General features: G+C 71.6%; 14 protein-coding genes. 8 read left to right on the top strand and 6 right to left on the bottom strand.

Features of this window, described 5'->3' with window-relative positions; all coding sequences use genetic code 11:
- Window positions 1-31: 31 nt before the first annotated feature.
- On the bottom strand, window positions 32-214 hold the full coding sequence (locus tag ACZ46W_RS10115) for a hypothetical protein (RefSeq protein ID WP_366131678.1): 183 nt from the start codon (window positions 212-214) through the stop codon (window positions 32-34).
- Window positions 215-802: 588 nt separating this feature from the next.
- Here ACZ46W_RS10115 and ACZ46W_RS10110 point away from each other — a divergent pair.
- The 8 genes from ACZ46W_RS10110 (at window position 803) to ACZ46W_RS10075 (ending at window position 11317) form a co-directional block, all read left to right on the top strand.
- Window positions 803-4573, top strand: coding sequence for a sensor histidine kinase (locus tag ACZ46W_RS10110; protein WP_468334223.1), 3771 nt, complete (start codon window positions 803-805; stop codon window positions 4571-4573).
- Between the two features lie 9 nt (window positions 4574-4582).
- Window positions 4583-4996 (top strand): roadblock/LC7 domain-containing protein, encoded by a 414-nt coding sequence (locus ACZ46W_RS10105; protein ID WP_064070344.1) that lies wholly within the window; start codon window positions 4583-4585, stop codon window positions 4994-4996.
- A gap of 121 nt (window positions 4997-5117) precedes the next feature.
- Complete coding sequence (locus tag ACZ46W_RS10100; RefSeq protein WP_366131676.1) at window positions 5118-5525, top strand: DUF742 domain-containing protein; 408 nt, start codon at window positions 5118-5120, stop codon at window positions 5523-5525.
- Window positions 5506-6093, top strand: coding sequence for a GTP-binding protein (locus ACZ46W_RS10095; RefSeq protein WP_468334219.1), 588 nt, complete (start codon window positions 5506-5508; stop codon window positions 6091-6093). Before ACZ46W_RS10100 ends, ACZ46W_RS10095 begins: the two co-directional genes overlap by 20 nt.
- Before the next feature lie 340 nt (window positions 6094-6433).
- Entirely contained in the window at window positions 6434-9658 is a 3225-nt protein-coding gene (locus tag ACZ46W_RS10090; RefSeq protein ID WP_468334216.1) for a sensor histidine kinase, read from the top strand.
- A gap of 10 nt (window positions 9659-9668) precedes the next feature.
- Complete coding sequence (locus ACZ46W_RS10085) at window positions 9669-10082, top strand: roadblock/LC7 domain-containing protein (protein WP_006127847.1); 414 nt, start codon at window positions 9669-9671, stop codon at window positions 10080-10082.
- Window positions 10083-10179: 97 nt separating this feature from the next.
- On the top strand, window positions 10180-10755 hold the full coding sequence (locus tag ACZ46W_RS10080) for a DUF742 domain-containing protein (RefSeq protein WP_468334213.1): 576 nt from the start codon (window positions 10180-10182) through the stop codon (window positions 10753-10755).
- Window positions 10736-11317 carry a GTP-binding protein gene (locus tag ACZ46W_RS10075; RefSeq protein WP_069978110.1) on the top strand — a complete coding sequence of 194 codons (582 nt, stop codon included), beginning with the start codon at window positions 10736-10738 and terminating at the stop codon, window positions 11315-11317. Before ACZ46W_RS10080 ends, ACZ46W_RS10075 begins: the two co-directional genes overlap by 20 nt.
- Window positions 11318-11552: 235 nt before the next feature.
- Here the strand turns inward: ACZ46W_RS10075 and ACZ46W_RS10070 are convergent, their stop codons facing one another.
- From ACZ46W_RS10070 to ACZ46W_RS10050, 5 genes are all read right to left on the bottom strand, one after another.
- Window positions 11553-11750: an acyl-CoA carboxylase subunit epsilon gene (locus ACZ46W_RS10070; protein ID WP_468334210.1), complete on the bottom strand. Its 198-nt coding sequence runs from the start codon at window positions 11748-11750 to the stop codon at window positions 11553-11555.
- Between the two features lie 12 nt (window positions 11751-11762).
- The gene (locus tag ACZ46W_RS10065; protein WP_468334207.1) at window positions 11763-13346 is read right to left on the bottom strand and encodes an acyl-CoA carboxylase subunit beta; all 1584 of its coding nucleotides are present in this window, start codon (window positions 13344-13346) and stop codon (window positions 11763-11765) included.
- 153 nt (window positions 13347-13499) lie between these two features.
- A complete protein-coding gene (locus ACZ46W_RS10060) occupies window positions 13500-15833 on the bottom strand; it encodes a polysaccharide lyase 8 family protein (protein WP_468334204.1) in 2334 nt (777 codons plus the stop codon).
- 49 nt (window positions 15834-15882) lie between these two features.
- A complete protein-coding gene (locus ACZ46W_RS10055; RefSeq protein ID WP_468334201.1) occupies window positions 15883-18306 on the bottom strand; it encodes a polysaccharide lyase 8 family protein in 2424 nt (807 codons plus the stop codon).
- 144 nt (window positions 18307-18450) lie between these two features.
- Entirely contained in the window at window positions 18451-22383 is a 3933-nt protein-coding gene (locus ACZ46W_RS10050; protein WP_468334198.1) for an endo-alpha-N-acetylgalactosaminidase family protein, read from the bottom strand.
- Window positions 22384-22505 lie beyond the last annotated feature (122 nt).

Here is a 22505-nt window from a genome sequence, read left to right as displayed (position 1 = left end):
TAACGCGGGAGGCGCATGCCACCTGCCGTTATTACCGCGCGGCCGGGACCGGGGCGTCCATCAGGGTCGTGCGGCGCGGGTTGGCGGTGCTGGCGGGGAGGTCCACCGAGTGGTCCGGCCGCGCGCCCTGGTCGAGCTCACCGGCGTCGGCCAGGTGCATCAGGGTGGTGCGGCGCGGGTTGGCGATGCTGCGCATGGTCATCGTCGTCTTCATCGGTGGTTTCAGACCTCGGTGTGCGGGCGCCGCCGGGGCGCCTGGTTGGCAGTTGCTCCGTCTTTGTAAAGCGTCAGGCTAAACATGGGATTCCCCGCAATTGACGGTAGATGGCAACGATCTATATGTGAGTTTGCTCACGCAGTCGGGGACGATTCCGGCATAGCGGGCGGGTCCCGGGGGTGGGGTAAACGGACATTGCGTACCTGAACGCAGCATTCCGCTGCTGATCATCGCGACTGGGACACCCCCCTCCCCCATGGGGCCGACCAGCGACTCGTACATGAACGCCCGATTCCTCCCTGATCGACTTCTACGCCGGGTGACCCGGCCCTCACGGCTTGTGACACCCGTCCGGGTGCCGGTCGTCGGCCTTGTTGGAGATCCGGCACTGTGCTGGAATTCCACGCACCGCCGCGGGTTCCGGACCGGCGCGCTGGGGCGCAACACAGCGCCGAGCGGCGGTGAGGAAGGGGGGTCTGCGCCGGTCACTCACGACCACCACTGGAGCGCGCTCGCGCTCCACGACGCCGACACCGTCCTGTCCGTTCGCGCGGGGGGACGCCTGGTCCAGAGGTTGCGACGCTAGTGCAGGGACGTTTCAAGAGGGATGGCAACGGGTCTCCCCAGGCCCGCCAGGGCCGAGGGGAAGCTGCGGCGGAGCAGGAGCCTCGCGGCGGGACCGACCGCGGCTCCTCGGCCCAGCACACCCAGAACCACGGACCGGCCGCCGCCGGGGACAGTGGCGACCGTGCGGGACGTTCGGGAGCCGGGCAGGGCGGCGACGCCAAGGGCAAGGCCGGCAAGTCCGGCAAGGCCGGGAAGTCCGCCGCGGCGAAGGCCGCGAAGGGCTCGGCCACGCCGAAGAGTCCCACCGACGCCGGTGCGCGAATAGCCCTGCGCAACTGGCGCATCAGCACGCGACTGGTCTCGCTGCTCGCCCTCCCCGTGGTCGCCGCGACCACCCTGGGCGGCATTCGTATCAACGAATCCATGAACGACATGGAGCAGTTGGACCACATGCAGCTCCTGACCAAGCTGACCCAGGAGGCGACCGACCTCGCCCAGGCCCTCCAGCAGGAACGCGACCTGACGGCCGGTCCGCTCTCCAACGGCGTCGCGCCGACGGAGTTCAAGGTCACCGAGCCGCGCAAGGAAGCGGACCGGGCGCAGAAGGCGTTCCTCGACGCCACCGCCGCGATCGGCGACACGCAGGGCGACGAGGCCCTCCAGAGCATCCACGCCAACGTGACCCAGATCGCCAGCCAGGTCGTGACCCTCGGCTCGATCCGCGAGGGCGCGTACAAGGACGGCTCCCAGGACTTCCAGACGGTCGAGCGCTACAACCGTCTGATCAACTCGCTGCTCAGCCTCTCCCAGGACATGGCGCAGGCGACCAGCAACCCGGAGATGATCAAGCGGACCCGCGCGCTGGCCGCGTTCTCGTCCGCCAAGGAGTACGCCTCCATCCAGCGCGCGATCATCGCGGCCGCCCTGCCGACGACCAACCAGTCCAGGGGCAGGCTCGACCCGAACGACCGTGAGTACGGCGCCGCCGCCCAGGACAACGAGCGGCAGGCCCTCGAGTCGTTCACGAGGATCTACACCTCCGCGGGCGGTGACCCGACCGAGCTCCTGGCGCCCCTCGGCCCGAACAACCCCTCCATCGCCAAGGCGGACGAGTACGCCGACCACGTGCTCCGCAGCGACGAGGGCATGAAGCAGCAGGAGCCGCGCGGTTACCTCGACTGGACCGACGCGTACGACTCCAAGATGACGGCCATGAAGACCATCGAGGCCGACCTGCTCGGCCAGATGGACAGCACGGCCCGTGAGCTGCGCCGCGAGGAGCAGCGCGACGCGATCATCAACGGTGCGCTGATCCTCCTCGTCCTCGGCGTCTCGCTGGTCGGCGCCTTCGTGGTGGCCCGGTCCATGATCCGGTCGCTGCGGCGACTCCAGGACACGGCCACCAAGGTCGCCCAGGAGCGGCTGCCCGAGCTGGTCAAGCAGCTTTCCGAGGCCGACCCGCAGGACGTCGACACGTCCGTGGAGTCGGTCGGTGTGCACTCCCGGGACGAGATCGGCCAGGTGGCCGCGGCCTTCGACGACGTGCACCGCGAGGCGGTCCGCCTCGCCGCCGAGCAGGCCCTGCTGCGGGGCAACGTCAACGCGATGTTCACCAACCTCTCGCGCCGTTCGCAGGGTCTCATCCAGCGCCAGCTCTCGTTGATCTCCGAGCTGGAGTCCCGCGAGGCCGACCCGGACCAGCTCTCCTCGCTGTTCAAGCTGGACCACCTCGCCACGCGTATGCGCCGTAACGGTGAGAACCTGCTCGTCCTCGCGGGTGAGGAGCCGGGGCGCCGGTGGACCCGGCCCGTCCCGCTGGTCGACGTGCTCCGTGCCGCCGCCTCCGAGGTGGAGCAGTACGAGCGCATCGAGCTGGCCGCCGTGCCGGCGACCGAGGTCGCGGGCCGTGTCGTCAACGACCTCGTGCACCTGCTCGCCGAGCTGCTGGAGAACGCGACGTCGTTCTCCTCCCCCCAGACCAAGGTCCGGGTCACCGGTCACGCGCTGCCCGACGGCCGTGTGCTGGTCGAGATCCACGACACCGGTATCGGCCTGTCCCCCGAGGACCTCGCCGCGATCAACGAGCGGCTCGCCTCGCCGCCCACCGTGGACGTGTCGGTGTCCCGGCGCATGGGTCTGTTCGTGGTCGGCCGCCTGTCGCTGCGGCACGGCATCCGCATCCAGCTCCGTCCCTCCGACTCGGGCGGTACGACCGCGCTGGTCATGCTCCCGGTGGACGTCGCCCAGGGCGGCAAGAAGCTTCCCGGCAAGCCCGGCCAGGGCGGCCAGGGCGGTCAGGGCGCCATCCCGCAGGGCCCCGCGGGCCCGGCCGGCCGGCTGACCGGCGGCCCGGGTGCGGCCGGTGGCGGCCGCCCGGGTCTGACCGGTGGTCCGGGTGGCCCCGGCGGTGCGCCCACGGCCCGGCAGGGCCTCGGCGCCGGTCCGGGTGCCGGGGCGGGTGCGGGCGCCGGCGGTGCCCGTGGCCAGGTCGGTGCGGGCTCCGGACCCCGGGCCGCGCTGCCCGGCCGGGACGACGCCGCCGGGCGACCGGGCGGTCTCCAGGGCGGCCCCGGTCAGGGTGGCTCCGCTCAGGGCACCGGCATGGGCGGCCCCGTTCAGGGCGCCGGCATGGGCGGCTCCGGTCAGGGCACCGGCATGGGCCAGGGCGCCGGCATCGGCCAGGGCGGTCAGCCCGGGCGCCAGGGCCGGCCGGGTCAGGCGGGTCCGGCGGGTCAGCCGCAGCAGCCCCAGCAGCAGCCGCAGGACCCGCAGCGTCAGGGCGCCGGTGTGGCGGGCGCCTTCGGCGGCGGCGCCGGCGGCGGCCGGGGTGCCGGCGACAACGGCATCCCGACGCGCTCGGACGTCTGGCAGAACGGCCCCGCCGATCAGGGCGGCCGAGCCGGCCAGCAGCTCCCGCCCGCCGGCGGGCCGCGCGCCGAACTTCCCGGCGCCGCCCCGCAGCAGCCCGGGCAGCAGCAGGCCCAGCAGCCGCAGCAGCCCCAGCAGCAGGCCCCGTACTCCCAGCAGCAGCGCCCGCAGCGCCCCCAGACCACGAGCTGGGGCGCCGACGTGCCGCGCGGCCACGACGAGCCGGAGACCACCGGGCAGTACGCCCGCCAGGACCCCGCCTCCACGGCCCAGTTCGCCCGCCCCGACTACAACGCCGGGCGCCCGGAGCCCGAGGCGCTGCCGGCCGCACCCGGCGCCGGGGACGGCCGTACGCCGCTGTACGACACGCTGGAGACCAACTGGTTCAACCAGAACGGTCAGGCCCAGCAGTCCCAGCAGCCGCAGCAGCCGCAGCAGGGCCGCCCCCAGCGCGGCTCCGGCGGCGGTCAGTACCCCGCCCACGACCAGACCGTGCCGACCCCGGCCGTACCGCAGCCCGCGCAGCCGTCCCGGCCGGCGCAGCAGCGACCCGCATCGTCGCCGCCGCCGCGCCGTGACTCCCAGGGCGCCGGCCAGGGTCCGGGTCAGGGTTCGGACGCGGCCACGTCGTGGCGCACCTCCCCCAATGACGAGCTGGTGCGCCAGGCCGAGCGGGTCCGCAAGCCCGCCGCGGGCGGCGTCACCACCTCCGGCCTCCCCCGCCGGGTCCCGCGTGCCAACCTGGTGCCGGGGACCGCGCAGGAGTCCACCCACCAGTCCGGTCCGCAGGTCTCGCGTGCGCCTGATGACGTACGCGGCCGCCTGACCAACCTCCGCCGGGGCATCCAGCAGGGGCGCCAGGCGGGCAGCTCCACCACGGGCAGTTTCCATATCGGCCCCACTCACCAGCAGGAGCGTTAGTTGAGACCGATGAGCCAGGCGGCCCAGAACCTGAATTGGTTGATCACCAACTTCGTGGACAACACCCCCGGGGTGTCCCACACGGTGGTGGTCTCCGCCGACGGACTCCTGCTGGCCATGTCCGAAGGCTTTCCCCGCGACCGCGCCGACCAGCTCGCGGCCGTGGCGTCCGGGCTGACCTCGCTGACCGCGGGGGCGTCCCGGATCTTCGAGGGCGGCGCCGTCGCCCAGACCGTGGTGGAGATGGAGCGCGGCTTCCTCTTCCTGATGTCCATCTCGGACGGTTCCTCCCTGGCCGTGCTCGCGCACCCGGACGCGGACATCGGCCTCGTCGGGTACGAGATGGCACTGCTCGTGGACCGCGCGGGCAGCGTCCTCACCCCGGACCTCCGCGCGGAACTCCAGGGAAGCCTGCTCCACTGAGGCGGTACGCCCCAATCCGTACCCTCCCCCCTCATGCCTTGTTCATCGTCGGCCGCCCCCTCCGGCCCCCCACCGGCCCAGTCAGACGACAGGCAGACCACCTGCTGTCACTGGAGGATCAATGACCCCGCCCCCCGCCTCTCACGATCCGTACGGTGTCCCCATGGACACCGGGTACGGGCATGAAGGCGACCAGCCGCTGGTCCGGCCGTACGCCATGACCGGCGGCCGGACGAGGCCGCGCTACCAGCTCGCCATCGAGGCGCTGGTCAGCACCACGGCCGACCCGGCCCACCTGGGAAGCCTGCTTCCCGAGCACCAGCGGATCTGCCACCTGTGCCGTGAGGTGAAGTCGGTGGCGGAGGTGTCGGCGCTGCTGTCGATGCCGCTGGGCGTCGCCCGGATCCTCGTCGCCGACCTGGCGGAGGCGGGCATGGTGGCGATCCACCAGCCGGGCAATGGAGAGGCCGGCGGAACGCCGGATGTGACACTGCTCGAAAGGGTGCTCAGTGGACTTCGCAAGCTCTAGCGGCGGTGTGGGAGGCGGTCGTTCCACCACCTCCGCGAAGATCGTGGTGGCGGGCGGATTCGGCGTGGGCAAGACCACGTTCGTCGGCGCCGTCTCGGAGATCAACCCGCTGCGTACCGAGGCCGTCATGACGTCCGCCTCCGCGGGCATCGACGACCTCACCCACACCGGCGACAAGACGACCACCACGGTCGCCATGGACTTCGGCCGCATCACCCTGGACCAGGACCTGATCCTGTACCTCTTCGGTACGCCCGGACAGGACCGCTTCTGGTTCATGTGGGACGACCTGGTACGCGGCGCCATCGGCGCGGTCGTCCTCGTCGACACGAGAAGGCTGGCCGACTGCTTCCCGGCCGTCGACTACTTCGAGAACAGCGGCCTGCCGTTCGTCATCGCCCTCAACGGCTTCGACGGCCACCAGCCGTACACGCCCGACGAGGTCCGCGAGGCCCTCCAGATCGGCCCGGACACACCCATCATCACCACCGACGCCCGCCACCGCGCCGACGCCAAGAGCGCCCTCATCACGCTCGTGGAACACGCCCTGATGGCCCGCCTCAAGTAGACGTGGTCGTACGGCAGTTGTCGTAGGGACGAACAGGGGCCGGGTGTGTCCTTTGACACGGTCGGCCCCGGTGTTCATAACGTTTCGACAGAGAATTGCGGGGCCTCGGACACGAGACGCATCCGTATGGTGCCTGTGTGCGCACATGAGCCCCGCCTTTTGGCGGGGCTCGCTCTTTATGCCCGTTTTATCTGAGGTCTGAACCACTGGTCATGACCCGATCGGGGGGTTTGGAACGCGGCCGCTTTACATGCTGCAATGCGACGAACTCCCGAGTAGTACGGCCCTGAACAGAAAAACGGCACAACCTAGGTGCCGGCGCCGAGAGGTTGTTGGTCGAGTGAGGCGAAGCACGAAAAGCGCCGCAGAGCAGCAGGCGCGGGGCAACTTCACCCCGCCCGCACGCACAGCGGTGCCGCCTGCCGATACGCCCGGAACGCCACCGGCCGCCTCCGGCGGCAGCGGTGGCACTGGCAGCTCCAGCAAGCTGTCCCCGCGCAACTGGCGCGTGGCGACGCGCCTGAACGCCATCCTCCTCATTCCCGTGCTCGTCGGGCTCGTCATGGGCGGCTTCCAGGTCAAGACGTCGATCGACACCTGGCAGGAGGCGCAGGACGCCGAGAAGACGGCGCTCATCGTGCGCGCCGCCTCGGAGTACGGCCAGGCGCTGCTCAACGAGCGGGACCTCACCGCCGTACCGCTGCTCGCCGGGAAGCGCGACGACCCGAAGGTCACCGAGGCGTACGAGGCGACGGAGGCCGCGAAGGAGAAGTTCGACGCGGCCGTCCAGGACATGCCGTCCGGGCAGGGCCTGGAGCGCCGGCTGGAGCTCTTCCGCAACGAGGAGCCGAAGCTCGAGGCGCTGCGCCAGGGCGCGTACACAAAGGCTCTGGACCCGGTGAAGACCGAAGAGGGCTACGTCCAGGTCCAGCACTCCCTGATGGAGTTCTCCAACGAGCTCGGCCTGGGCACCGGCAACGTCACCTCCTACGGCCGTATGGTCTACGCCATTCAGCTCGCCCAGGCGGCCGAGTCGCTCCAGCGCTCGATCGGTATGCACCTGCTGGTCCGGCCGAGCAAGGACGACGAAACGTTCGCCGCGCAGACCAAGGCGTTCAATTCGTACAACTACCTGGAGCAGATCGCCCTCGCCGAATTCCAGTCCGGCGGTACCGAAGAGGATGTGGAGAAGCTCGCGGCGGTCATGAAGCGCCGGGCCATGGAGGGCGACAAGCAGCTCCAGGCCGCGGGCATCACCCTGCCGAAGGACGACAAGGGCTCGGTCCTCGCGCCGATGGCCGTGGCGATCGGCAACAGCGAGGACGCGGACGCGATCAAGGAGCTCCGCGCCAAGGGCATCACCAAAGAGACCTGGCTGGGTGCCTCCACGTCCAAGTTCGACGGCTACGGCGAGGTCAGCACGGACCTTGTGAACAAGGCCGTGGACGAGGCCGCCGAGATCTCCTCGGACGCCAAGACCGACGCCATCGTCAACGGCGCCATCGTCGTGGTCGCCCTGCTGGCCGCGTTCATCCTGGCCGGGATGATGGCCCGGCAGATGAGCACCTCGATGAGCCGGCTGCGCAGCGCCGCCTTCGGCATCGCCGAGCAGCGCCTGCCGATGCTGGTCGACCAGCTCTCCCGCACCGACCCGGGCCGGGTCGACACCCGCGTGCAGCCCATCCCGATCGACTCCCAGGACGAGATCGGCGAGGTCGCCCGCGCGTTCGACCAGGTGCACCGCGAGGCCGTCCGGCTCGCCGCCGAGCAGGCCCTGCTGCGGGGCAACGTCAACGCGATCTTCACCAACCTGTCGCAGCGCAACCAGTCGCTGATCGAGGGCCAGTTGACCCTGATCACCGAGCTGGAGAACAACGAGGCCGACCCGGACCAGCTCGAGAACCTCTTCCGGCTGGACCACCTCGCGACCCGTATGCGCCGCAACGGCGAGAACCTCCTCATCCTCGCGGGCGAGGAGCCCGGCCGCCGCTGGAACCAGCCGGTCCCGCTGGTGGACGTGCTGCGCGCCGCCTCCTCCGAGGTGGAGCAGTACGAGCGCATCGAGCTCACCGGCGTACCGGAGTCGGAGATCCACGGCCAGGCCGTGACCGACCTCGTGCACCTGCTGGCCGAGCTGCTGGAGAACGCCACGACGTTCTCCTCGCCGCAGACCAAGGTCCGCGTCACCGCGACCCGTCTCCCGGACGGCCGCGTGATGATCGAGATCCACGACAAGGGCATCGGCCTGACGGCCGAGGACTTCGCCGACATCAACCACAAGCTGGCCAACCCGCCGACCGTGGACGCCGCGATCTCGCAGCGCATGGGCCTGTTCGTGGTCGGCCGCCTCGCCGACCGGCACGGCATCCGCGTCCAGCTCCGCCCCTCGGGCGAGCAGGCCGGTACGACGTCGCTGGTCATGCTGCCGGACGCGATCACCCACGGTGGTGGTGGCGACCCGTCCATGGAGGACGACTTCACCGTCTCCCAGATCATCCCGGAGCAGAAGGCGTTCGAGGCGGCGCCGCTGCGGACGGCTGCGGAGCTCGGCTTCGACGACTCCCGGTACGAGAAGCCGAACGGTGACGGTGCCACGCTGGACCCGGTGGGCCGCTCCCGGATGCGCGAGGAGCGCCGCGCCGCACTGGGCGCGCAGCTCCACGGCGCCTCCGAGGCCGAGCGCCCCATGTTCCGCGACGAGGTCGCCCAGGAGCAGCAGGCCCCCGCGTACGACCAGCAGGGCGGCCAGGAGCAGTACGGGTACGAGCAGCAGGGGTACGAGCGGCAGGGGTACGAGCAGCAGGACGCGTACGCCCAGGACGGCTACGAGGGCTACGAGCAGCAGCACCAGCAGCAGCCCGCGTACGACCAGTACGGCGGCGGCGACTACGCGCCTGGCGAGTACGCTGAACCCTCCTATGCGGAATCCGGTTTTCCGGCTCAGGAGACCCAGCAGCCGCAGTACGACAACCAGTTCGACCCCCAGCCCCACCAGGGCGAGTGGGCCGATCAGGGCTCGTACGAGGGCGGTTACGCCTCCGGGTACGGAGCGGAATCGGAATCTGCGCAGGGCGCTCCCGCGAACGGCCGGGAACGCGTAGGCTTCTCCTCGGGCCCCACCCCGAGCGCCGGTCACGAGCTGACCGACGCCGGCCTGCCGCGCCGCGGCAGCCAGCAGAAGGCTCCGGCCCCGCAGCAGCAGGTTCCTCAGGCGGAGCAGACGCAGCCGGTCCAGCGGGCCTCGCAGAGCAGCAGTGAGGACAGCGGTTCCGAGGGCTGGCGCTCGACCAACGACGAGCGCTGGCAGCGGGCCGAGAAGCTCCGCGAGCCCAAGGCCGGCGGGGTCACCCCGTCCGGGCTCCCGCGGCGCGTTCCCAAGGCCAACCTGGTCGAGGGGACGGCGGAGCAGACCCCGCAGGGCGGCCCACAGGTCTCCCGTGCCCCGGAGGATGTGCGCGGCAGGTTGAGCAACCTGCGGCGTGGTGTCCAGCAGGGACGCAACGCGGGAACGGACACGAACGGATCGGGCCTCGGCCCGGGTAGTACCTACAACCAGGAGCGTTAGTGTGAGCCCGATGAGCCAGGCGGCGCAGAATCTCAACTGGTTGATCACCAACTTCGTGGACAACACCCCCGGGGTGTCCCACACGGTGGTGGTCTCCGCCGACGGACTCCTGCTGGCGATGTCCGAGGGTTTCCCCCGTGACCGTGCCGACCAGCTCGCTGCGGTGGCGTCGGGTCTGACGTCGCTGACGGCTGGGGCGTCCCGGATCTTCGAGGGCGGCGCGGTCAACCAGACGGTGGTGGAGATGGAGCGCGGCTTCCTCTTCATCATGTCGATCTCGGACGGTTCCTCGCTGGCCGTCCTCGCCCACCCGGACGCCGACATCGGTCTGGTCGGCTACGAGATGGCCCTTCTGGTGGACCGCGCGGGCAGCGTCCTCACCCCGGACCTCCGCGCCGAACTCCAGGGAAGTCTTCTCAACTAGCAGACAGACCGTGCGTTTCTCGCCACCGCACCATAGGGTGCGGTGGCGCGGCTCCACAGGGACATGGAACCGGTGAACGGCAGTCGGAGGAGGAAAAGTGGCAACACCCCCAGGCGGACACCACCCATATGACGGTGCGCACCAGTCGCAGGGTGAGAACGCCCAGAACCGCTTCAACTTCCCTTCCGCACCAAGCGGTCAGGGCGGCATGCAGCAGCCGCAGCCCTACCAGCAGCCGCAGCCCGGTCCTTCCTACGTCCAGCCGCAGGCACCGCGCATCCAGCCGGTGCAGCAGCGTCGGCGTCCGGAGCCCGCGCCCACGTCGGGCAACCACAATCCGCTGGTCCGTCCGTACGCCATGACCGGCGGCCGGACGAGGCCCCGGTACCAGCTCGCCATCGAGGCGCTGGTGTCCACCACGGCCGATCCGTCGCGGCTGCAAGGGCAGTTGCCCGAGCACCAGCGGATCTGCCGGCTGTGCTTCGAGATCAAGTCGGTCGCCGAGATCTCGGCACTCCTCTCCATCCCCCTCGGCGTTGCCCGGATCCTCGTCGCCGACCTGGCGGAGGCCGGACTTGTCGCCATCCACCAGCCCGGCGGCGACGAGTCCGCCGGCGGCCAGCCAGACGTGACACTGCTCGAAAGGGTGCTCAGTGGACTTCGCAAGCTCTAGCGGCGGTGCAGCCCGCTCAACCACCAGCGCGAAGATCGTGGTGGCGGGCGGATTCGGCGTGGGCAAGACCACGTTCGTCGGCGCCGTCTCGGAGATCAACCCGCTGCGTACCGAGGCCGTCATGACGTCTGCGTCCGCGGGCATCGACGACCTCACCCACACCGGCGACAAGACGACCACCACGGTCGCCATGGACTTCGGCCGCATCACCCTGGACCAGGACCTGATCCTGTACCTCTTCGGTACGCCCGGACAGGACCGCTTCTGGTTCATGTGGGACGACCTGGTACGCGGCGCCATCGGCGCGGTCGTCCTCGTGGACACCCGCCGTCTCGCCGACTGCTTCCCGGCCGTCGACTACTTCGAGAACAGCGGACTGCCGTTCGTCATCGCCCTCAACGGCTTCGACGGCCACCAGCCGTACACGCCCGACGAGGTCCGCGAGGCCCTCCAGATCGGCCCGGACACCCCCATCATCACCACCGACGCCCGCCACCGCGCCGACGCCAAGAGCGCCCTCATCACGCTCGTGGAACACGCCCTGATGGCCCGCCTCCGGTAGGTCCCGTGACGCAGGAGGCCCGCACACCACCAGGTGTGCGGGCCTTTGTCGTAGAAGGGTTTGCTTTGCGGGGGCTCCGCCCCCACGCCCCGGCTCGCGGCAGCTTCGCGCCGCGGCGGGCGCAGGTGGCGGTGGGCGCCTGTGGGCACACGGGGCCGTACGACCGCCGGGGCATCCGTCCCGGGACGCCGCAGGGCCCCGCACCGGACGTGGTGCGGGGCCCTGCGTGGGAGGCTCAGCGCTGCCAGGAGTGGGCGGCGCGGAAGCCGCCCTGGCGCTCCAGGCGGCGCCAGCCGGCCGTGGAGCGGACGCGACGCGCCGGAGTGGCCGCCGGGCGGGCGGAGGCGCGGGCGAGCAGCACCGCGGTGATGGCGGCCAGCTCCTCGGGGTCGGCGTGGCCCTTTTCGACGCGGAGCAGGTTGGTGTCGGTCACGTGGGGCTCCTGTTACTGGGGCGGGTTGCCGTGCTTGCGGGACGGCAGGTCGGCGTGCTTCGTGCGGAGCATCGCGAGGGAGGCGATGAGCACCGAGCGGGTCTCGGAGGGGTCGATGACGTCGTCGACGAGGCCGCGCTCGGCTGCGTAGTACGGGTGCATCAGCTCGGCCTTGTACTCCTTGACCATGCGGGCGCGCATGGCTTCGGGGTCCTCGGCGTCGGCGATCTGGCGGCGGAAGATGACGTTGGCGGCGCCCTCGGCGCCCATCACGGCGATCTCGTTCGTCGGCCAGGCGTAGGTGAGGTCGGCGCCGATGGACTGGGAGTCCATGACGATGTACGCGCCGCCGTACGCCTTGCGCAGGATCAGCGAGATGCGCGGCACGGTGGCGTTGCAGTACGCGTACAGCAGCTTCGCACCGTGGCGGATGATGCCGCCGTGCTCCTGGTCGACGCCCGGGAGGAAGCCGGGGACGTCCAGCAGGGTGATGATCGGGATGTTGAACGCGTCGCACATCTGGACGAAGCGGGCTGCCTTCTCGCTCGCCTCGATGTCCAGCACACCCGCCAGCGTCTGCGGCTGGTTGGCCACGATGCCGACGACCTGGCCGTCCAGGCGGGCCAGCGCGCAGATGATGTTGCGCGCCCACCGCTCGTGGATCTCCAGGTAGTCGCCGTCGTCGACGAGCTCCTCGATGACCTTGGCCATGTCGTAGGGCCGGTTGCCATCGGCCGGGACCAGGTCCAGGAGGACCTCCGAGCGGCGGTCGGCCGGGTCTTCGCTGGGGTGGGCGGGCGGGTTCTCGCGGTTGTTGGAGGGCAGCATCGACAGGAGGTAGCGGACCTCCGCGATGCAGGTCTCCTCGTCGTCGTACGCGAAGTGCGCCACGCCCGAGGTCTCGGCGTGCACATCGGCGCCGCCGAGGCCGTTCTGGGTGATCTCCTCACCGGTGACCGCCTTGACGACGTCCGGGCCGGTGATGAACATCTGCGAGGTGTCGCGGACCATGAAGACGAAGTCCGTCAGCGCCGGGCTGTAGGCCGCACCACCCGCACAGGGACCGAGCATCACGCTGATCTGCGGGATCACACCCGAGGCGCGGGTGTTGCGCTGGAAGATGCCGCCATAGCCGGCGAGGGCGCTGACGCCCTCCTGGATACGGGCGCCGGCGCCGTCGTTCAGGGAGACCAGCGGCGCACCGGCCGCGATGGCCATGTCCATGATCTTGTGGATCTTGGTGGCGTGGGCCTCGCCCAGCGCGCCGCCGAAGATCCGGAAGTCGTGCGCGTAGACGAAGACCGTGCGGCCCTCGACCGTTCCCCAGCCGGTGATGACACCGTCGGTGTACGGCTTCTTGTTCTCCAGGCCGAAGCCGGTCGCCCGGTGGCGGCGCAACTGCTCGACCTCACGGAACGACTCCGGATCCAGCAGCAGCTCGATCCGCTCACGAGCAGTCAGCTTGCCCTTCGCATGCTGCGCCTCGGTCGCCCGCTCACTCGGGCCACGCAGGGCCTCCTCACGCAGAGCGTGCAGCTCGGCCACACGCCCACGGGCATCGGTCGGCTCGCCCTGGGTTTCGTCCACAACGGTCATGCATCGACCCTACGGAGCCGACCAAGAAAAACCGCCGTCGACTCCGTACAGTCTCCCGACCCATCTCCTGTGAGCCCTGGACAGAACCATTCGGCAGTGCAGCCGAAGTGCCAGCCCAGAGCCCCCAAGCATTGTGGAGGTCCCACAATAGGGTCAGATGATCACCGTGCAGCGGTGCCCCGCGCCCGCCGTGCCCGGGGCGACCCGCAGCCGGAGCGTGCGGCCCGCCGCGAGGACCTCGATGGACGGATCGTGGGCGTCGACGTGGTGGACCGGGTGGTGCCAGGTGATCTCCAGGGGCCGCCCGGTGCGCGGCGGCTCGCTCACGCAGACCGTCACCGTACGGCCCCGGCGGCGTACGAGCACGCTCGCCGGCGCGCTCGTGGTGAGCGGCCCCACCGTACCGGGCTGCCAGAAGTTGGCGGCGGTCAGGCCCAGCGAGGGCACCGCGACGGCCTGGCGGGCGGCGGTGTTGTCGAGGATCTCCAGCCAGTGGGGGTCATGCGCCCGGGCCGCGACCGCCCGGCGCGGGGCGCCCGGCATCAGCAGGTACGCGTACGAGGCGTCCGCCGGATCGGTGCCGTGGTCGAGCCAGAGGGTCTGGTACCGGCGGGTGCGGCGCTCGGTGGTGGACGTGGTGTTGATGTCCCGCCACGCGCCGGTCCGGTCCTCCCGCAGGGTGCGCAGCCGGTCGGTACCACCCGGGAACACCCAGCCCCCGTGCCCCTCCAGGTGCGCCCAGCGCGAGCCGGGTCCGGTGGTGAGCCGCTCCTCGCCCGCCTCCCCGAGGTTCCGGTTGTCGACGATCGTCTCGACGGGGACGCCGTCGGCGCACCTGATGCCCGCGCCGAGGCAGATGACCGTGTCAGCGGCGCAGAACCATGACTTGCGGGCCTCCAGGGTGGAGCCGAGGCCCTTCAGGTGCTGCCCGACGGCGGCGTATTCGCCGTCCGTCACCCCGCCGACCCACGCCGTGGCCGGTTTCGGCACGCCCCACTCGCCGCCCGCCCGGTCGGGCAGCCGCTTGGTGGACACGGTGGTGCCGGGCAGCCGGTAGAAGTCGACCGTCGGCCAGAACCAGTCGGTGTACTGGCCGTCACCTCCCGGGCCCCACCAGTAGAGCATCCCGGCACCGGTGTGCCAGCCGCGCGGGTTCTCGCCGTTGCCGCACTCGTAGTACGAGATCCGCTCCGAGGCCATGGAGATGTTGGCCGCCCAGCCGGGGCGTCGGTGCACGGCCCGGTCCATGGCGGCGAACAGCTTGTGGCCGACCGGTTCCGGCGCCGCGGGGACGGGTGAGGCGGCGACCGCGTGCAGCCGGGCGAGGTCGGCGACCCCGAACTGGCCGGCGGTGAGGACCGGGGAGACCGTGTCCCGCTCGATCCACCCCTTCACGCGCGCGTGCCACCGGTCGCGCTCGGCGGCCGAGGCGCCGCCGGCGAGCAGCGCTATGGCGGCGATGATGCCCTGGCCGTGGAAGTGGTCGCCGCGCATGATCCCGCGCGGGTCGTTGCGGAGGATGCCCCGGCTGATGGCGCGGCCGTTGACGCTGTCCATCATCAGACCGTTGTACAGAAGGGGCGCGTAGGCGTGCTCGACGCTGTCGAGGACGATCTGGCGGTGGGGATCGGTGACGTCCCAGGGGGACCCGGCGAGGAGGGCGAAGAGCCGTCCCAGGCCGTCGAGCATGACCTGTCCGTACGTACCGGAGTAGGCGACCCAGGTGTGCTGCACGAACGACCCGTCGGCGTAGAGGCCGTCGCCCTTGGTCACGTACGGGAAGACCGGGGAGAGTGCGTCCCGTGCGAGGGCGAGCTTGGCCGGGGATCTGCCGAGGAGGCCGCGCAGCGCGACGGAACGGCACAGGTCGACGCGGTTGGCGCCGGTGGAGGTGCCGCTGTAGTCGCGGAGCATCGCGTCGGGGATGAAGTGGTCGACGGCGGCGCAGGCGGCTTCGACGCGGGCGGGGCCGGCGGCGTCGTAGAGGGTGGCGACGATGTCCATGAGGAGGCGGGGGCTGCCGATCTGCCACTCCCACCAGTTGCCGTAGCGGGTGGTGGAGGGGTTGTAGACCCGCTCGGAGAGGTGGTCGAGCCCGCGCAGGACGTCGGCGAGGAGGGCGGGGTCCCCGGTGTGGCCGGTGCCCGCTTGCGCGTACGCCTGGGTCATGGTCCACAGGCGGTGGTAGCTCTGGGTGATCCCGGAGGGCGGGTTGAAGGCGTACCCGGGCCACAGGGAGGTGTCGGTGGGGGCCATGGAGGTGCGGTAGCGGGCGGCGAGGTCGCCGGTGTCGGCGAGGCGGGAGGCGTACGGTTCGGCGGCCGGGTCGTAGCCGGTGCCGAGCTGGAGGTCGAGCCAGCGGAGCCGGAGCGACTCGAAGTCGTCGGCTCGGGTGGCGGCTTGTGCGGGCACGGCGAGTCCCAGGGCTGCGGTGGAGGTGGCGGTGAGGAAGGTGCGGCGGGACCAGGCGGACGGTGTCGGTGGCACGGAGGGCCTCCCGGGAGGGCGATCGCAGTGGGCATGACACGCAAGGGCTCTACCCCAGTCGCACCACCGCCTTGTGGACCGCACCCAGGGTGCCCGGCGTGACGCGGAGTTTCAGCGCCTGCCCGGTCGCGATCACCTGGACGGAGGGGTCCTTGGACGTCACCTCCGACACCGGACGGTTCCACGTCAGGTCGACGGTGGCGCCGTCCCGCAGCGGGCCGGAGACGCAGAGGGAGGCCGTGCCGCCGCTCTCGCGGATCAGCACGCTCGCGGGCGCGGAGGCCGTGACCGCTCCGACCGTCCCGCCGAACCAGAAGTTCACGCCCGTCAGGCCCAGGGACGGCACCCGCACGCCCTGCTGGTCGTTCGTGTTGGCGAGCACGGTGAGCCACCCGGTGTCGGCGGCCCGCGCCGAGGTCTGCGCGGCGCTCGCGCCCGGCATCAGGACGTACGCGTACGTGCCCCCGGTCGGATCGGTGCCGTGGTCGAACCACAGGGTCAGGTACCGGCGCGTGACGGGGTCCGCCGCGGCGCCCTTGTTGATGTCCGACCAGGCGGCCGTGCGGGCCTCGCGCAGCGCCTTCAGGCCGCTCGTGGCCCCGCCCGGGAAGACGTACCCGGCGTGTCCCGCCAGGTGCGCCCACCGGGCGCCGGTCAGCGCGGCGCTCCAGCCGGGCGTGGTCGGCCGGGCCGAGCCGTCGACGGTGAAGGCGTGGGTCCCGGACGCGCCCAGGTTCCGGTTCTCGACGACCGACTCGACGCCCGTGCCGTCCCAGCAGCGGATGCCGGCGCCGAGGCAGACCACGGCGTCGTCCAGGAAGAACCAGGACTTCTTGGCCAGCAGTGTGGAGGACAGCCCCTTCAGGTACTGCCCGACTGCCGCGTACGTCCCGTCCGTCGCCCCGCCCACCCAGCGCACGTCGGGCCGGGGCGCGCCCCAGGTGCCGCCCTCCCCGTCGGCGAGCGCCTTGCGGGACGCGGTGGTACCAGGCAGCCGGTAGGGGTCGACGGTCGGCCAGAAGTCGTCGCTGTACTGGCCGTTGGCGAAGGTGTCGCCCCACCAGTAGAGCATTCCGGAGCCGCTGTGCCAGGCGCGGAGGTTCTCCCCGTTGCCGTTCTCGTAGTACGTGATCCGGTTCGACGCCATGGACAGGGCGGCCGCCCAGCCGGGGCGGCGGTGGACGGCACGGTCCATGGCGGGGAAGAGCCGGTGGCCGACGGGTTCCGCGCTCACGGCCGCCGGCCCGTCGGCGACGGCCTTGAGCCGCGACAGTTGGGCGACTCCCAGGGCCGGGCTGGACAGGACCGGGCTGAAGTAGTCGCGGGCGATCCAGCCCTTGACCATGCCGTCCCAGCGGGCCTTCTCGGCGGTGGACGCGCTGCGCGCGAGCAGCGCCACGCACGCGATGACGCCGTGCCCGCGCAGGTGGTCGTCCTGCCGGATGCCTCGGGTGTCCGCCTTCTGCACGCCACGGCTGATGGCACGCCCGGAAACGCCGTCCATGGCGAGACCGTTGAAGAGGAAGGGCGCGTACGCCTTCTCGACCGAGTCGAGGACGACCTGCCGGCCCGGGTCGGTGACCTCCCACGCGGACCCCTTGAGCAGGGCGAACAGCAGCGACAGGCCGCCGAGCATCACGGCCCCGTAGGACCCGGCGTACGGCACGTAGAGGTGCTGGATGAAGCTGCCGTCGGCGTGGAGCCCGTCGCCGGAGGTGACGTACGGGAAGACGGGCGAGAGCGCGTCGCGGGCCAGGGCGAGTTTGGCGGAGTTCTCACCGACGACCCCGCGCAGGGCGAGGACGCGGCACAGGTCGACGCGGTTGGCGCCGGTGGACGTGCCGGTGTAGTCGGCGACCGCGCTGTCGGGGACGAAGTGGTCGACGGCGGCGCAGTGTTCGGCGACGCGGGCGGCGCCGAGGTGGTCGTACAGCAGGACGTCGATGTCGAGCAGGGCCTGCGGGATGCCGATCTGCCAGTTGTACCAGTTGCCGTAGCGGGCCTGGGAGGCGTTGTAGGCCTGGTCGTGGAGGTGGTCGAGGGCGGTGAGGAGCTCAGCCCGGAAGCCGGGGTCGCCGGTGAGGCCGGTGCCGGGCTGGGCGTACGCCTCGGCCATCGTGCGGAGGCGGTTGAAGCTGGTGCCGAGGTTGCCGGAGTACGTGTACGACTCGGCGTCCGTGTCCGGTTCGGGGTCGGCGTACGGGAGGTCGGGCCACAGGGAGCCGCCCGCGGGGGCCATCGTGGCGCGGAGGCCCCGGGCGGTGGTGCCGAGGTTGGCGAGCTTGGTGGCGTACGGCTCGGCGGCGGGGGTGAAGCCGGTGCCGAGGATGAGGTCGCGCCAGGTGAGGCGGAGGGTGTCGAACGCGTCGGCTTCAGCGGCGTACGCCCGGGACACCGGCGGGAGGAGTGTGCTGCCGACCGCGGCGAGGAGGACGGTGCGGCGGGAGGGGAAAGGGGAGGGGGAGGGAGGCATGGCGGACGGACCTCCGGGGAAGAGGGCGCGAGGCACTCGCGGGTAAGCGCTTTCTCCCATACGAACGCGCGAATGGTCAATGAATCGCACATGGCGTGTGCGAATTGATCGTTCGATCAGGACGCCCTCTTCCCCAGGGCCGGTTCACCCGCAGTGGAAGCGGGCGTCGCCCCAGTCGGCGTGGTCGTTGCCGTTGCCGTCACCGCCGTCACCGACGACCAGGTCGACGTACGACGCGCCCATGACGTCCGCGTTCAGCGACCAGGGCGCGTCGCTCGCCCTCAGCACCGGCGACTTCACCTTCTCCGCGCCGTCCGCCGTGACGGTGAACTGCACGCTCCCCCGCGTCGCCTGGGCGTCGTCCACCCCCACCTCGGCGGTGAACGAGGTGCACTTCCCGCCCAGGTAGTAGCGCACGGTCGCCGGGGCGTGGGTGCCCAGGCCCTTGGCGTACGCCACTCCCCCGATCCGCAGCGGGGTGCCGTCGCCCGCCGCCGTCCCGCCGTTGGACATGTCCCGCTCGACGGGCCCCCAGCCGCTGCGGGCCGACGCCCAGTCCAGGTCGCTCGCCCACGCGTCGGCGGTCGGCGGGGGCGGCAGGGTGCGCACGGACGTGGCGGCGGTGAGCGTCCGGCCGGTGCCGCCGACGCTGTACGAGGCCGAGGACGCCAGCTCGTACGCCCGGTAGGCGGCGTCCACCGGCGGCGTCACCCGCCAGGTCGCGGTCGCCCTGCCGCCCGGCTCGACCGTGCCGGGCGTGACCGGGCCGGAGGGCTCGGCGGTCCAGCCCTCCGGCAGGCCGAGCGTGACGGACGGGGTCACGGCGGCCGTCTCGTAGTTGGTGAAGGTCGCCGTGACGTCGTTGGCGCGCCCCGGCTCCAGTGTCTCGCCGGCCGTGAGGGCGAGCGTGGCGCAGGCGGGGCGGGCGGTGGCCGGACCGAGGTCGGTGACGGTGAACCGGTCGAGGACGAAGTCGGCCCCGTCCGGGGCGTCGGCGCGCTTGCGCAGCCCGGTCCAGGTGTCGCCGCACCCGGCCGTCACGGTCTCGCTGAAGCGTCCGGTGGTGCGCTGCTGCCCGATCGGGGTACGGCGGGTCTCGACCGCACGAGTGCCCCTGTCATAGCCGGTCACCCACTCGTACGCGCCCGCGTGGCTGGACTGGTAGTCGTACTCGACCCGGTAGCTGTGCCCGTCCTTCATCGGCACGGTCCAGGGCGCCGTGCGGTAGACGAGGCCGGTGTTCTCGTCGTGGGCCTTGAGGGACTCGCCGCCCTCCAGCACGTCGTCGACGAGCTTCCCGTTCCAGCCCGCCTGGGTGTACGGGGCGTGCAGTTGGCTCACATGGGTGCGCGGGTCGTTGGCGCCGCCCGCGTCACCCTTCAGGAACGGCCCCCACCCCTGGTCGACGGCCTCGAAGTCCTCGTACACCCCTGCCTTCACGGTGGGGGCGTTCTCGACGAGCCGTACGTCGTCCACGCGCACCCGTGCCGCGCTGCCGCCGCCCTCGGCCGTGACGGACAGGGTCACCTCGCCGCCCGCCGGGGCGGTGAAGTGGACCTTCGCGCGCTGCATCGACGTCCCGTGCCAGTCGGAGGCGGCGATCCGGTTGGGCACCGTGGAGCGCTCGACGGCCACGGAGGCGCCGCCCGCCGCCAGCGTCGTACGCCGGGCCGCGCCGGGCTGCACCTCGATCCAGGCGGACGCGCTGTACCGCTTCCCCGGTGTCAGCCCCGCGATCCGCTGGGCCACCCCGGCGCGGGCCTCACCGGTGAGCACCGCGCTGTTGCGCCCCTGCTCGTCGGTGTGGCGCACGACCGCCCCGATCCTGGTCCAGGACCCCAGCCGCGCGTCGTTGAAGCCCGGGTCCTTCACCGGCGTGCCCTCGCCCCATGCCGGGTCGGCGGCGGCGGGGGCCGCGTCCCGGTACAGGACGTACGCCTGTCCGGCGGCGGCCGTGAGCGTGACGCGCCCGTCCGGTGCGGGCCGTACCGTCCCGGTCCGTATCCGCCCGTTGTCGGTCAGCTTGTAGACCGTGTACGTGCCGCCGGGCACCGCCCAGGTGCTCGTGCCACCGGCCTTGTTGTAGTGGTACAGCTTGCCCTTCCAGGGCAGCAGGTAGCGGTCGCCGTCCAGGACCTTGCGACCGTGCTCGTAGAAGGTCCGCCTGCCGTCCTCGACCGTGCCGCGCACCCCGCCCGTGAAGGTGATGTCGGCGCTCTTCCCCTCCTCGCTCCAGCGGAGGATCTTGTGCTGCTGGAGGTACTTGGCGGGCAGGTTCTTCTGCCAGACGTTGGCGAGGAAGGCGGTGTAGTCGGTCTCGCCGGTCCAGCCCTCGAAGTCCTCCAGGGCTGTCTGGCCGAGGACCGGGTGGTTGTTCCAGATGTCCTTCTCGCCGTTGCGGATGAACCGGATGATCCGCGAGTTGAGGCCCTTGTTGGTCGCGCCGCCGTAGTCCAGGTCGTTGGCCCAGTGCGACCAGAGGGACGCCCGCTCGAACTTGTCCGCCCACTCCGTGCCGACGTTCCAGCCCTGCGCCTGCACGGCCTGGATGGTCTTGTCGGCGATCCAGCCGTGCGTGTAGTAGACGTCGATGTAGAGGAAGGAGAGGTTGGGGTCGGTCTCGTCCCTCAACTGCTGGAACCGGCGGGCGAGGTCACCGCTGTTGATGTCCCGGCGCTGGTCGATGTAGTAGCTCTGGTTGAGCCAGTTCCAGCCGGGCTTCGTCTTGTCGACGAGGGTCTCGCTGAAGTTGCGGGCCTCCGGGTACGACTCGGTGGCGTTGACGTGGACGCCGAAGGTGGCGCCCCACTTCTTGCCGTTGCGGAGGAGGTTGTTGAGGTCGGCGAGGCCCCCGGCGCGCTTGTTGTAGTTGCGGCCGTAGTCGGGGTGGGCGGAGTCGTGGCCCTCCGATCCGTACCCCTTCAGCACGGCCAACTGCCCGAGCCCGTCCGTGGACAGCGACACCCGCTTGACGTCGTCGAGCGTGCGGGCGAAGGGGTGGGTGGCCTGGCTGGCGAAGTTGAACGGGATGTGGGTGACGACCCGGTCCGGTGTCCGCGCGCTGCCCGGGGCCTTGATCCCGAGCGTACGGAAGGCGATGGCGCCGTCCTGCCAGTCGACCCGCGCGTCCCCGTTGGCGTCGGGCGTCACGACGACCTTGGCCCACGGCAGGTGGTCGCCGCTCTCGGGCCGTGGCGCGCCGGCGCCCCGGTAGGTCCACTGCCCGGACCACACGCCGACGCGTACGCTGCCGTCCGCCGCCTCGCGGGCCTGGTGCCAGAAGCGGGCGTCGTCGCCGTTCGTGGGGCCGGAGGGCTTGTCGTAGCTGGAGTTCGACTCGACGGCGGCGGCGAGCGAGCCGGTGTTGACGATGGCGTAGCTCGCCCCGGTGGGCGCCGCCTCCGGCTGCGCGGGCACCGCCCCGAAGACGTCGGCCGTACGCGTCGAGTCGGGGTCCAGCCGGGTGAACGCGGTCGCGGCACCCGGCTCGGTGGAGCCGACCGACACCAGGTCGTGCCCGGGTATGTCGATGGTCCCCACCCGGAAGGCCTCGGTGTCGCGGACGGCCGTCACCTTGAAGGTGGTGGCCCGCCCGGAGACGGTGAGCGTGGCGTCCACCTCGACGCCCGGCAGGTCGGGGAAGGCGAGGGTGTAGCGGGCGCTCGTGGCGGTGACGACGGGCCCGGCCGTGAGCCGGACGGCGTACGCCCTGCCGTTGAGGGTGACGGCGGTGACCGGGCTCGTACTGCCGAGCAGCCGCGCCCCGCTCGCGCGGTCGGTGTACGAGACGACGCGCGGGAAGTCCCGGGCGACGGCGACGGACAGCTCCGGGGAGCCGATGAGGAGGGCCTCGGACGTGCTGGGGGGCGGTCCGGCGGCGGGTGGTCCGGCGGCGGGTCCGGCGGCGGATGGTCCGGCGACGGGTCCGGCGGCGGGTGGTCCGGCGGCGGGTCCGGCGGCGGATGGTCCGGCGACGGGTCCGGCGGCGGGTGGTCCGGCGGCGGCGGGTCCCGCCAGGGCGAACACGGCGGATGAGGCGGCGGCGAGGGCGCACACCGCACGGAATCGTGGCGACATGGCCACTGGGGTAACGGTCGCCTCACAGCACCGTCAACGAAACGGACGCGGTGCGGCGACGCCAGTCCAACAACGCCCCTCGGTTAATCCAAGTCCGTTCCGCTGCGGCCTGCTTCGAGCGT

It is taken from the genome of Streptomyces sp. NPDC031064 (assembly GCF_055570965.1).
This window is presented reverse-complemented; position numbering and strand designations above follow the sequence as displayed.